The sequence below is a fragment of the Enhygromyxa salina genome (assembly GCF_002994615.1).
Classification (GTDB): Bacteria; Myxococcota_A; Polyangia; order Nannocystales; family Nannocystaceae; genus Plesiocystis; species Plesiocystis salina_A.
Map to the genome: position 1 here is coordinate 25,393 of NZ_PVNK01000261.1, position 12,870 is coordinate 38,262.

Annotated in this window: 8 protein-coding genes; 5 read left to right on the forward strand and 3 right to left on the reverse strand. The window is 69.5% G+C overall.

Annotated features, from left to right (window positions below; all coding sequences use genetic code 11):
- Positions 1–256 precede the first annotated feature (256 nt).
- Positions 257–2,137 (reverse strand): receptor L domain-containing protein, encoded by a 1,881-nt coding sequence (locus ENSA5_RS38510; protein ID WP_181198295.1) that lies wholly within the window; start codon positions 2,135–2,137, stop codon positions 257–259.
- Between the two features lie 67 nt (positions 2,138–2,204).
- On the opposite strand from ENSA5_RS38510, the gene ndk reads away from it, so the two are divergent.
- Positions 2,205–2,621, forward strand: a complete 417-nt coding sequence (ndk, locus tag ENSA5_RS29865) for a nucleoside-diphosphate kinase (RefSeq protein WP_106395120.1) — start codon at positions 2,205–2,207, stop codon at positions 2,619–2,621.
- Positions 2,622–2,729: 108 nt separating this feature from the next.
- Here ndk and ENSA5_RS29870 read toward each other — a convergent pair whose 3' ends face one another.
- Entirely contained in the window at positions 2,730–7,466 is a 4,737-nt protein-coding gene (locus ENSA5_RS29870) for an NAD-glutamate dehydrogenase domain-containing protein (protein WP_106395121.1), read from the reverse strand.
- Between the two features lie 172 nt (positions 7,467–7,638).
- Between ENSA5_RS29870 and ENSA5_RS29875 the strand changes: the two genes are divergently transcribed.
- Positions 7,639–8,988: an aminopeptidase P N-terminal domain-containing protein gene (locus ENSA5_RS29875; RefSeq protein WP_106395122.1), complete on the forward strand. Its 1,350-nt coding sequence runs from the start codon at positions 7,639–7,641 to the stop codon at positions 8,986–8,988.
- Positions 8,989–9,042: 54 nt separating this feature from the next.
- On the opposite strand, the gene ENSA5_RS38990 is transcribed toward ENSA5_RS29875, so the two are convergent.
- Positions 9,043–9,573 carry a ComEA family DNA-binding protein gene (locus ENSA5_RS38990; RefSeq protein ID WP_219906888.1) on the reverse strand — a complete coding sequence of 177 codons (531 nt, stop codon included), beginning with the start codon at positions 9,571–9,573 and terminating at the stop codon, positions 9,043–9,045.
- Between the two features lie 78 nt (positions 9,574–9,651).
- Between ENSA5_RS38990 and ENSA5_RS29885 the strand changes: the two genes are divergently transcribed.
- The 3 genes from ENSA5_RS29885 to ENSA5_RS38520 are packed head-to-tail and all read left to right on the forward strand — an operon-like array spanning position 9,652 to position 12,817.
- Positions 9,652–9,927, forward strand: coding sequence for a (2Fe-2S)-binding protein (locus ENSA5_RS29885; protein ID WP_219906889.1), 276 nt, complete (start codon positions 9,652–9,654; stop codon positions 9,925–9,927).
- Positions 9,928–9,971: 44 nt separating this feature from the next.
- The gene (locus ENSA5_RS38515; protein ID WP_181198296.1) at positions 9,972–11,156 is read left to right on the forward strand and encodes a hypothetical protein; all 1,185 of its coding nucleotides are present in this window, start codon (positions 9,972–9,974) and stop codon (positions 11,154–11,156) included.
- The gene (locus tag ENSA5_RS38520; RefSeq protein WP_181198297.1) at positions 11,153–12,817 is read left to right on the forward strand and encodes a hypothetical protein; all 1,665 of its coding nucleotides are present in this window, start codon (positions 11,153–11,155) and stop codon (positions 12,815–12,817) included. The genes ENSA5_RS38515 and ENSA5_RS38520 overlap by 4 nt, the downstream gene beginning before the upstream one ends.
- The last annotated feature ends 53 nt before the right edge of the window (positions 12,818–12,870 follow it).

Consider the following 12,870-nt stretch of genomic DNA (forward strand, 5'->3'; position numbering starts at 1 on the left):
GCGTACCCCCCTCGCGAGGCTGGGTCATGACCTGGAAGCCTCTTAAACGCCGTTCTGCGTCCGAGTCGACGTGCGTGAGATCTCCAGGGCCGGGTCAGTCTCACGTGCTCGGGGCGCCAGGTGAGAGCGCGCGAAAGTGGCACTCCCGGGTCGGCCCGGGTCACCGCTCGAGGACAGCCCCCGCCGACGCCGACCACGGCCGCGGCCGCGATCCAGCCCGCGAGCGCCGCGACGCGAGAGGAGCTAGCACCCCGGGCTAGCCCCCGCAGCCGTCGGGCAGGTTGCCGCTGATGTCGACGGCCCCGCCGATGAACGCGATGCCCTCGACCAGGCCCTCGGCCGCGCAGGTCGGCAGGTCGATGTTGCCGGTCACGGTCACGTCGCTGCCGACGGCGTCGAGGGCCTGGAGGCCGCTGATCAGCTCGAGGTTGAAGTTGTCGCGGATCTGGAGGTCACCGCCGACCGCGCTGAGCTGGTTGAGGCCAGCGAGGACCGACAGGCCCTCGTTCTCGACCACCCGAAAGTAGCCCGGAACCTCGCTCAGCTTCGACAGCCCCGAGATGCTGTTGAGCATGAAATTCTCGCGGATGTTGACCTCTTGGGCCAGCTGCAGGGCCCCGAGGCCGTCGAGGTTGACGAGGGCGTCGTTGTCGATGAACTGCACGCGCCCGAGCACCTGCGTGAGCGCGGGGAAGCCGACGCTGTTCAGCCCAGGGTTCTCGCGGAAGTACAGCCGCCCGCCGATCGTCTGGAGCTGCGAGAAGCCGACGGCCGTGGCGAGGCTGGCGTTGTTGAACACGAGCAGATCGCCGCCGATCGTCTGGAGCTGCGGGGCGGTCAGCGCGTCGAGCGACGAGAACCCGACCCGGAGGTAGTCACCGACGAGCTCGAGGCTGTCGAGGCCGACGACCGCGAGGTTCGGGTTGCCCCACAGCGACAGGCCGCCGTTGGCGACCTCCAAGTTGGCGAGGCCGCTCGCGTCGACGAGCCCGAAGTTTTGATCGATGCGGACCGAAGCGAAGGTCTCGGTCAGCGACAGCAGCCCGTCGACGTCGCCGAGGTTGGCGTTGTTCTCGATCCAGATCGCGCCGCCGAGGAACTCGAGATCGATGAGCCCATCGACGTTGCTCAGCCCGGTGTTCCAGATGTAGAGCGAGTTGTTGATCCCGATCAGCCCGTAGAGATCGTCGAGCGAGGCGAGGCTCGGCAGGTCGGTCAGGAACAAGGAGCCGCCGATCGTCTCGACGCTGTCGAGGTTGAGCGAGGGCAGCGCGGGGTTGCTCTGGCACAGCACGTCGCCGCCGACCGCCTCGATGCCCGCGAGCCCCGAGGTGTCGGACAGCGAGGGGTTGCTGATGATGCCGAGATCGCCGCTGACCCCGATCATGCTCGACAGGCCGTCGAGGTTGGTGAGCGCGGCGTTGCTCTCGATCCGCAGGAGGCCGTTGGTCCCGGGGAGCGAGGCGAGTCCGTCGAGGTCCTGCAGCTGCGGGTTGTGGTCGACGTAGACGAAGGTCCCGACGTCGACGAGCAGGTCGGTGCCCGCGGAGGACACGAGCCCGAAATTCTCGCTCAGGTGGAAGTAGGCGCCGACCTGACGCAGCGCGCTCAGTCCGCTGAGATCGACGAGGTTGAAGGTCTGACCGATGTAGAAGTAGCCGCCGATCCTGCGCAGGCGCTCGAGGCCGACGAAGTTGTAGAGGTCCGTGTCGTGGACGTGGACGAAGCCGGTGATCTCCTCGAGGCAGCTGAGCGGCTCGAGCCCGTTGTCGAGCAGGCCGAACTCGCCGGTGATCTCGACGTCGCCGTCGATCTTGGTGACCCCGGCCAGCGCGTCGAGGGTGTCGAGATCGCCGATCGAGACGTTGCCCGTGTTGACGAGCTCGGGGCATTCGGGGTCACCGGTCTCGGTCTCCGTGTCGGTCTCGGTCTCGGTCCCGGTCTCGGTCCCGGTCCCGGTCTCGCCGAGGGTCCCGCCGTCGGTGAAGCCTTCTCGGCCAGGAAATTGATCGGGCCCGCAGCCCGCGGCGCTCCCCCCGAGCGCGGCCGCGAGCAACATCACGTTGGCTCCGAGGCCGCTCCACCCTGTTCGGGTCCGCCCCGCGTCCGTTCCCCCTGCGCGGTGGCACCGAGTCATGCAGAGATCTTGCCAGAGGTTCGTCATGCTGGACAAACGAAGGACGAACTCCTAGCTTCCGGCCGCCATGCAACGCACGTTCGCCGTCATCAAACCCGACGCCTTTGCCGCAGGTTTCCAGGGCAAGATCATCTCGGCCATTCAGGAGTCGGGCCTGAAGGTGGTCGCCATGAAGACTCTGCTCCTGTCCGAGCGCCAGGCGAAGGGCTTTTATCATGTCCACGCCGAGCGGCCCTTCTTCGGGGATCTGGTCAAATTCATGACCGAGGGCCCGATCCTGGCCATGGTCCTGGAGGGCGACGACGCGATCAAGCGCTGGCGTGACCTCATGGGTCCAACCAACGCCGCCGAGGCCCCCTCGACCACCTTGCGTGGACAGTTCGGCACCAACATCGAGCGCAACGCGACCCACGGCTCGGACGCCGAGGACACCGCCGCGTTCGAGATTGGCTACTTCTTCAGCGGGCTCGAGCTCGCGCGCTGAACCCCCTCGCACCAAAACCGCGCATCGAGTCCCCTGTGTCTGAAGTTCCTCGCGGAACTTCAGACCAGGGGACTCCGCGGTTTTGGCCCTCTTGCCCCTCTTGACCCCTCAGCCGCCGCGCATCGGCGGCAGCAGCCGCCGCAGCTGGCTGTCGAGCATGACCAGGCTCGCGACGGTCACGTCGCCCTCGAGGTACTCGCCGATCAAGGTCTGGACCTTGCCGAGCCCGTAGGCCTCGATCATCGCGTCGATGTCGCCGTCCTCGACCAGCAGCGTCATCTTGTGGGCGTGGAACTCGAGCTGGCGGGCGAGTGAGAGCACCGCCGGCCCGTCCCAGGTCGAGGCCAGCTTCATCCGCGAGATCGCGGACTGGAGCTCGGACATCCGCATCGAGTCGGACACCGCGAGGCGCAGGCGCAGGACGTCCTCGGGGGCCATGCCGCGCGCGCGGCTGATCTCGAGGGCGTCGAGCACGACCAACAAGAAGCGCGTGCGCGCGACGGCCAGCGCGAGCTCGTCGGGGATGCCCGCCTCGGTCAGCTGCCGGACGTGGCGATCGAGGCGCGAGCGATCGCGCGAGGTCGGCGGGAGGTAGTCGAGGATCGACGCGAGCAGCTCCTGGGTCTTGACCGGATCGATCTTGCCGCCCTCGGCGATCGGCCCGAGCAGGTAGAAGGTCGCGTCCTCGAGCGCGAAGCCGAGGCGCTCCATGGCCCGGTAGACGCCCTCTTGCCGGTGCTTGTCCTCGAGCTCGTGGAGCTCACTCATGAGCCGGTCGACGCCGCCGATCTCCAGGGCCTGGAGGTAGGCGACGGCGACGTCGCGGTAGCTGCGACCGGTGACGGTGGTCATCTCGGCGAACAGGCTGCAGCCCGCGGCGTCGACGATCCGGTTGACGGCCATGGTCGTGGCGATCTCGCGGAACAGCAGGTGGTCGGCGATCGCCGACTCCCCGGCGAGCTCGCGGACCCGGGCCGGGAAGTACTCGCGCACGAGCTCGACGGCCATCGCCGTCGGCAGCGGCTCGTCGCGGAGCAGCTCGCGATAGGCCAGCATCTTGGCGTGGGATCCGAGGACCGCGGCCTCGCACTTGAACAGCCCGTCGCCCTTGCGGCGGCGCTGCGCGAGCTCGTCCTCGTTGGGCATCGCGAAGGACTCGGGCGCGAAGGGGACCTCCTCCTCGAGCAGAGCCATGGTCCGGGCGTAGCGCCACAGGTCGGGGCCCGAGCGGCGCACGTCGTAGCTGACCATCCGGCTCTGGGACCGGTTGTTGGCCAGGACCATCTCGCAGACCTCGCTCTCGACCTCGACGAGCACGTCGTTGCGCTGCGCGCGAGAGATCGTCTCGGCCGCGAGCAAGGGCGCGAACAAGATCTTGATGTTGACCTCGTGGTCCGAGGTGTCGACGCCGCCGGAGTTGTCGAGGAAGGCGGTGTAGACCGCCCCACCCTTGCGCGAGAACTCGACCCGGCCGCGATCGGTGATCGACAGGTTCGCGCCCTCGGCGAACACCCGACAGTTGAGCTCGCGGCCGTCGACGCGGACGCTGTCGTTGGCCTTGTCGCCGACCTGGGCGTGGGTCTCGTCGTGGGCCTTCACGTAGGTCCCGATCCCGCCCATCCAAAACAGGTCGACCTCGAGCTTCATGACCGCGCGGATCAGCTCGTCACCGCTGATCGTGGCCGCGGCGTCGATCCCGAGCAGCGCCCGGGCCTCGGGCGAGAGCGGGACCTCCTTGGACTTGCGCCCGTAGACGCCGCCGCCAGGTGAGAGCAGCTTGGCGTCGTAGTCCGTCCAGCTCGAGCCCGGCAGCTCGAACAGGCGCTTGCGCTCGGCGAAGGACACGGCCGGATCCGGATCGGGATCGATGAACACGTGGAGGTGGTTGAAGGCCGCGAGCAGCTTGACCGACTTGCTGCGCAAGAGGCCGTTGCCGAACACGTCGCCGCTCATGTCGCCGACGCCGATCGCCGTGATCACGTCCTGCTCGGCGTCGACGCCGAGCTCGCGAAAGCTGCGCTTGGTCACCTCCCACGCCCCGCGCGCGGTGATGCCGGTCTTCTTGTGGTCGTAGCCGTTGGACCCGCCCGAGGCGAAGGCGTCGTCGAGCCAAAAGCCCTGGTCCATGCTGATGCCGTTGGCGGTGTCCGACAGGTGCGCGGTGCCCTTGTCGGCGGCCACGACCAGGTAGGGATCGGGGTCCTCCTCGTGGACGATGCCTTCAGGCGTGACGTACTCGCCGTCGACGACGTTGTCGGTGACCGAGAGCAGCGCGCGGATGAACACCTGGTAGTAGTGATCGCCGGCCTCACGCAGGCGCCGGCGGTCGGCCGGCGGGTTGCGGAGCACGAACCCACCTTTGGCCCCCATCGGCACGATCAGCACGTTCTTGACCATCTGCGTGGCCATCAGGCCGTGGATCTCCGTGCGGAAGTCATCGGGGCGATCGGAGAAGCGCAGCCCGCCGCGGGCGACCCGACCGCCGCGCAGGTGCACGCCCTCGAGCTGCGGGTGGTAGACCCAGATCTCGCGAAACGGCCGGGGCTCGGGCCCGAAGCCGACCGCGGGCCCGTCGACCTTGAACGCGAGCGCCGCGTCCTCGGGGGCCACGAAGGCGTTGGTCCGCACCGTCGCCCGGACGACCCGCGCGAGGGCCTGGAGCACGCGGTCGGCGGTGTAGTCGGTGACCGCGCGCAGCTCGTGGTCGAGGGCCGCGGCCGCGCCCGCGGCGTCGAGGCCGGTCTCGCGCGGATCGAAGCGCGCCGCCAGCCAGGTCAGCAGCCCCGCCGCGACGGTCGAGTGCCGAACCAGGACCTGCTGGATGAGATCGCGGTCCCAGACCACCCCGAGCTGATGAAGGTAGGCCACGTAGGCGCGCAAGGTCGCGACGTCCTCGATGCTGAGGTTGGTCGCGACGACGAGGCGGTTGAGCCGGTCGAGCCCGACGCTGCCCGTGTAGACCGCCCGGAGGCCCCGGGTGATCTCGCCGACGCGCCCGAGCACGCCGCGGTGCCGCTCGCGCCGGACGTTGAGGCGGAAGGTGTGCATCTCGTACTGGACCGCGTGGGGTAGCTTGAGCAGGCGCGTGTACTGATCGATGACCTCGAAGCCGAAGCTGTCGATGACCGGCAGCTGGGCGCTGAGCGTCAGCGGATCGCGCGAGAACACGCGCAGGTTGAGGCTCCCGGGGTAGTCACCGGTCCGCGAGATGAACAGATCACAGTCGAGCGGCGCGCCCGCCCGCAGGTTCTCGATGCAGCGCAGGTCACCGATCAGGCGCTCGTCGGCGGCCCGGCGGCGGTGCTCCTCGTTGAACGCGTTGACGTAGACCGTGAACAGCTCGTCGACGCGCTCGTCGGCCTTTTCGACGTCGGGCAGGTAGTCGCGGACGTAGCTCTCGAGCGACTCGCGGAGCCGCTCGCTCCAGCCCTTGGCCATCGAGTGGACCTTGGCCCGGAGGCTGTCGGTGTCGATGATCCGCAGCTGGCCCGGCGCGGTCACGTAGAAGTGGACGATCGCGTTCTCGTAGCGGTCGAGGTACACGCCGTAGTCGGAGTAGCTGGCCCCGAGCTCGGCGAGGAGCAGATCCTGGAGCTCGATGCGCAGCTCCTCCGAGAACTGCTCGCGCGGCAGCGACACGAACACGAAGGCGAAGTGCCCGGTCTCGCCGACCTGGATGTGGACGTCGCTGCCGCCCTCTTCCTCGGCGCGCAGGACCCGATCGGTCAGGGTCCAGACGTTGTCGCGCGACTCGGCGAGCAGGAACTCGAGCGGCAGCGAGTTGAACGCGTTGGTGATGCTCTTGCCGCGGTGGCTGTCGACCGAGACCTCACGATCGCGGAGCAGATCGCGGAGCGCAGAGCGCAGATAGGGGATCTCTTCGGGCGGCGTGTGCAGGGCCTTGTAGGTGAACAGGCCGTCGATCACGGTCACGCCGCTCGGCTCCCCGCTGCGGTTGACCGCCGTGAACACGAAGTGCCCGGGCTTGCCAGCGCGGTGGACCGGCGACTCCTCGCGGCTGCGTTGGTAGCGGACGAGGCGGCTGACCTCGCCGCCAGCCTTGCGCAGGATCTCCGAGTCGCGCGCGGGCAGGCCCGCGGCCGCGGTCCCGAGCGCGACGAGGTTCTCGCCCTCGCGGCTGTACTCCTCGACCGAGAAGATCACGTAGTTGTCGTCGCACAGCCAGCGCAGCAAGCCCTCGGCCTCGCGCAGATCGACGGACAGCTCCGGCGCGCTCATGGCCGCCGCGCTCGCGTGCGCGTCGGCCAGCGAGCGGATGTGCGACTTCATGGCCTGGAAGTCACCGACCATCGAAGAGGTCAGGCGCAGGCGCTGCTCGAGGCGCTCGCGGAGGCGCTCGAGGTCGCTGTCGCGGGTCGCGTAGCCCTCGGGCACCCGGGCCTCGATCCGAATGATCGACTCGCGGGTGCCGGAGTTGAAGTCGACGAGCGCCCCGCTGCGATCGCGGCGCAGCTTGGTCACCGCGTTGAGCGAGGTCCGGACTTCGAAGCGCTCGTGCGCGACCAGGGCCCGGACGGCCGAGACCAAAAATGGTTGGTCGTCGACGCAGCTCTCGAACACGATCACGTCGGTGTCGCGGCGGCGCACCGCCGTCTTGATCTCGCCGGTCTTGCGCTGCTTGATCGTGTCGAGCACGAGCTCGAGCTGCTCGATCAACTCGACCGTCGTCGTGTCCCGCAGATCGCGAACATCGATCGCCGAGATCACAGCCTGACACAGGCGCGACAGCTGGTTGACGTCCGTGCCCTCCAACTTGGGTTGGTAGGAGGCCAGGGAGTCACGGACTTCGTGGATTCGTCGGGTGCTCAGCTCGCGCGGAGACATCGGCGCAACGATGGTCCGCGCGCGCGATCTTGGCAAGATCCTGGCGCACCGAGTTCACCGACCCGACCAGGCGGTACCGAGCGCTCGGGGTTGGGCCCACGGCCACGCGAATTCACATTCACAGGGCGACACAGCGGACGCGGCCGATCGCAGGTGTGACACACTGTCGGACATGTCAGCCGGTCCCCGCCCCTGCGTCGAGGCCTACGCCGAACGTCGCGCACGCCTCGCTACAAAGCTGCGCGCCGAGTCGGCCGGGCTGCTGCTGTTTGGCGGCGAGCTCCAGACTCGCGCCAACGACACTGAATTCCGCTTTCGGCCCGACTCCGACTTCCACTACCTGACCGGGCTCGAGGAGCCCGGCGCGGTCATGCTCCTCCGACCTGGCAGGGACGACGGCGCAAGCCCACCGCGCCTGACGCTGTTCGTGCGGCCTCACGACCGTGACGCCGAGATCTGGAGTGGTCGGCGCGTCGGCCCCGAGGGCGCGCGCGAGCGCTACGGCGCGACCGAGGCCTACGCCCTCGACGAGCTCGACGAGCGCCTGCCCGGCCTGCTCGACGGCTGTGAAACCGTTTACCTCCCCGTCGGTCGGTGGCCGCAGCTCGACGCGACCCTCGCCCGCGCCGTCACCTCGCTGCGTCGTCGCAACCGTGAGGGCACGACCCCACCGCTGCGCTACGGCGAGGCCGCAGATCTGATCGGTGAGGACCGGATCATCAAGGACGCCGCGGGGCTCGACAGCCTCCGGCGCGCGATCGACATCAGCGCCGCCGGTCACCTCGCGGCCATGCGCCAGGGCCGACCCGGCGTGTGGGAGTACCAGCTCGAGGCCCTGCTCGAGTACGAATTTCGCCGCCGAGGCAGCTCCGGGCCCGGCTACGGCAGCATCGTCGGCAGCGGGGACAACGCGACGATCCTCCACTACGTCGACAACCGCGATCAGCTCCGCGCGGGCGAGGTCATTTTGATCGACGCGGGCGCCGAGTGGGACTACTTCAGCGGCGACATCACCCGGAGCTGGCCGGTCTCGGGCCGGTTCACGCCCGAGCAGCGGGCCGTCTACGAGGTCGTGCTCGCGGCCAACCTCGCCGGGATCGAGCGCGCCGTCGTCGGCGGCAACATCGAGCTCATCCACGAGGCCTGCCTCGAGGTCCTGTGCGAGGGCATCGCACAGCTCGGCCTGATCGACGCGAGCGCCGAGGAGATCCGCGCCAAGGACCTCTACAAGCGCTTTTACATGCACCGGACCAGCCACTGGCTCGGCGTCGACGTCCACGACGCCGGGCGCTACACGATCGGCGGCACCCCCCGCCCCTTCACGCCCGGTCAGGTCTTGACGGTCGAGCCAGGCCTCTACATCGCCGCCGACACCGAAGACGTGCCCGAGGGCTTTCGTGGGCTCGGGATCCGGATTGAGGACGACGTGCTGATCCGGCCCGAGGGGCCCGAGGTCCTGACCGCCGCGGTCCCCAAGGCGATCGGGGCGCTGGAAGAGATCATCGGGACCGAGCGGGGCTGATCCGCACGCGGCTGACCGCCGCGGTCCCCAAGGCGATCGGGGCGCTGGAAGAGATCATCGGGACCGCGCGGGGCTGATCCGCACGCGGCGCCGGAGCGCGGCGAGCCGCACCGGCCCGATCCCGCGGACCTCGGCCAGGTCCCCGACCTGAGCGTAGGGCCGACCCGCGACGATCCGCTCGGCGAGCTTCGGTCCGATCCCCGGCAAGCTCGCGAGCTCGGCGGGTGACGCGAGGTTGACGTTCACGGGCTGGTCGAGGGCGGCGAGCTGATCCGGTGGCATCCGGCCCGCGGGCGCGCACCCGAGGCCGAGCTCGCGCAGGGGCAAGGCGGCCGCGGCCGCGCACACGCACGCAGCGGGCGGCAGGGCGTCGCCAGGCCCGAGCGCGCGGGGCTCCGCGGCCTCACACAGCTCGCCGACATCCTCGAGCAGCTCCCGGTCGCAGCGCAGCTCCCCCTCGACCAGCTGCGCGCGGGCGCAAGCGAGCCTCGAGCCGAGGCCGGGTGGGGCCGGACACAGCCCCGCCAGGGACGCAATCAGGGCGACCGCAGCGGCCAAGGGCGGGACCTTGCTCGAAGCTCGCATGCCCTGGTCTCGGCCCGGCTCCCACGTCGTTGCGCGTTGGTGCTAAAACATCTCCAGATGCGCGAAGAGGATCCTCTCGTGTGTCACTGCCTCTCGGTCTCCGAGGCCGAGGTCGTGCACGCGATCCGTACCGGCGCCGACTCGCTCGAGGCCGTCGGCCGCTACTGCGAGGCCGGCACGGGCTGCAAGAGCTGCCACGATCCGATCCGCGTGTTGCTCCAGCAGGAGGCGCGGCGCGACCTGGCCCGCAGTCGGGCGCCCAAGTCCCTGCGTCAGCTCTCGCTCTTCGACGAGCTGGTCGATGACGCGGGGGGCCGTCGGCAGAGCGCGCCGATGGGCAGCCACAAGCGCTGACGCCATCGTCGCCGCGCCGAGCTGATATGATCAGGGCTGCTCGGATGCCCGTCTGGAAACTCATGCTCGGCGCAGGGCCCCCGCTCGCCTTGATCGCCACGCTCGCCCACGTGCCCGACGCGCGCGCAGGCAACACCGTGCACCCACGCACGCCGGTACTGTGGCCCGATGCTCCGTGTATCCAGACCGTAGACCGCAGCGCAGAGTCGAACTTCGCCTTCAGCTACGAGATCCCGGCCGAGGACACGCTGCTCTCGGTCGACGAATTCGACGACAGCCGGACCCACCAATTCATCGGCTTTTGCCGCCAGTGGCCCGCCGGTCGCCCGCCGCCTCGCTACATCTCGACCTTCGATCTCGAGCGCTCGGTCGAGGCCGGGCTCGAGCAGCCCGAGCTGCTCGACGATCCCGAGTCGACGCTCGAGACCAGCGCGGCCTGGGCCGGGTGCTGGACGCGGATCACCGCCGACGACGCGCGCCGCCCGATCACCTACGCCGCCGCGGCCGACCCCGTGATCTGGGCCAGCGCCGAGGTCCCGGCCGGGACCTGGCTCGTCGCCGGCTACACCTGGGAGCCGCCCTACAACCTCTGGATGCGGGCGCCCTGGGTCGTGCGCGTGACCGACGAGGCCGAGCCGACCGAGCCCGTGCAGGCCGCCGCGACGATCGCCGACACGGCCGACTCCCTCGATGGCGAGGAGCTCCTCGAGCTGCAGATCTGCGTCGACGCGAGCCCCGGCTCGACGCTGGCGCTCGCCTGGGCCTCGACCAAGCCCGCGCAGCTCGAGTGGTCGACCCTCGCTACGATCGATCTCGATACCGGGCTCAACGGGCCCGGCGAGCTGCTCGTGCCCTTCTCGCCGCCCGAGTCGAGCTGGGGCCAGACGCTCGTGCTTCGGGCCACGATCGAGCAGCCGCAGGGCGACGCCTACGTCGGCCACGGCCTGGCTCCCCTGATCGTGTTCGCCGACCCGGGCGACGGCGACGGCGACGGCGACGGAAACGGCGACGGCGACGGCGGCTCGGCCAACGGCGACACGGACACCGGCTCAGACACGGGCACCGAGACCAGCGCGGGCGCAGACCCAAGCTCAGGCGGGGGCAGCCGCTGCTCAGTCGACCCGCGCCGTGGCAAGCTGGACCGCTTTGGCGCCCCACGAGCGCTCCCCTTTTGGGCTCTATTTTTGGTTCTGGTGCGGCGCCGACACGCCCGCGAGAGGTCAGCATGACGCACGATCCCAGTCGAATTCCCAGTCGAACTCCCAGTCGCCTCGGCCGAGGAGCTGCAGACGGTCGCGCCCGCGCTCGGGTCGCCCTGGTCCTGCTCCTGACCAGCCCCGTCGTGGCCTTCGGCTGCAAGGGCGACGACGCCGATGAGGGCGAGAGCGAGGGCGCCGACGCGGACACCAGCGGCAGCGGCGACGGCGACGGCGACGGCGACGGCGACGGAGACGCGGGCACCGACACCAGCGGCGAGGATCCCGAGACGGCGATCTTGACCCACCGCTTCGGGACCCGCGAGCTCGCGCCCTTCGAGGAGACCGAGCCCTGCGTCCAGTGGACCCTCGACAACGAGGCCCCGATCTACGTCCAGGCCGTCACCCTCAGCAACCTCGGCTACTTCCACCACTCCAACTGGTTCGTGGTCCCCGAAGAGCTCTACGCGGGCGACGACGGCTACTACAAGTGCAGCGATCGCGGCTTCAACGAGCTCGGCGCGGCCACGGCCGGGACCGTGCTCTTCGCCCAGTCGACCCAGTCCTTCGTCGAGGAGCAGCGCACGGGCGCGGGCGCGGTCATCAAGATCCCGCCGCGTCACAAGGTCGTGTCGGATCTGCACATGCTCAACGTCGGGCCCGCGGCGATCGAGACCGACCTGTTCATGACCCTCGAGCTGATCCACCCCAAGGACGTCGAGGTCGTGCTCACGCCCCTGCGCACGAGCTACCTCGACCTCGACATCCCGGCCAACGCGGTCAGCAAGTTCACCGGGGTCTGCGAGGACTTTGGCGCCCGCTACGAGGACTCGACCGGCACGCCGCTCGACATGAAGCTGCACTACGTGCTGCCGCACTACCACTACCTCGGCAACCACTTCGACCTCAGCTTCACCGGCGGTCCGCTCGACGGGGTGAGCGTGTTCACCGTCGACGGCTTCGACGGGGAGGCCAACGGCGGCGTGTTCGACCCGCCCCTCGATCTGACCGGGGTCGAGGGCCTGCGCTACACCTGCGGCTACGACAACTGGCGCGACGTCAACGTTGGCTGGGGGATCGGCGATCAGGAGATGTGTGTGATGCTCGCCCTCGTCGACACCAAGGTCATGATGGATCTGTCGGTCACGGGCGGGACGGTCGCCGTGGGCGAGAACGACGGCGTGCTCGAGTTCGAGGGGCCCTGCGGGATCCTGACGGTGCCCAAGAACCCGGCCCAGAGCATGCCGACCTCCGCCGAGCAAGACGAGCCCTTCAACGTGCCCGAGAGCGGCGACGAGAGCATCCCGCCCGTGCCCGAGTGTAGCGATCACGATCCTGGCGTCGCGCCGGATCTCGAGCCGACCCTCGCCAACGTGTTCGGCGCGGTGTTTCAGCCCTCGTGCATGTTCAACGCCTGCCACGGGGTCTCCGGCCAGGCCGCGGGGCTGAACCTCCAAGCGGTGGATCTGCTCGCGGAGCTGCTCGACCACGAGGTCGTGGGTAATCCGGGGGCGTCGCTGGTCGAGCCTGGCGATCCGGACGCGTCGTGGCTGTACCAGGTCCTCGCCAAGTGTGAGCCGCAGACGGGCGAGGGCGAGACGGTCGGGCACATGCCACGCAACTCGCCGGTGTTGCTCGATGACCGGAGCGTGGCCTTGGTCCGCGAGTGGATCGCCGCGGGCGCGAACCCCTGAGCTCGGCTCCGGGCTTCGCGGCCACGCGCGACCGACCCGAGCGCGCGCTCGGA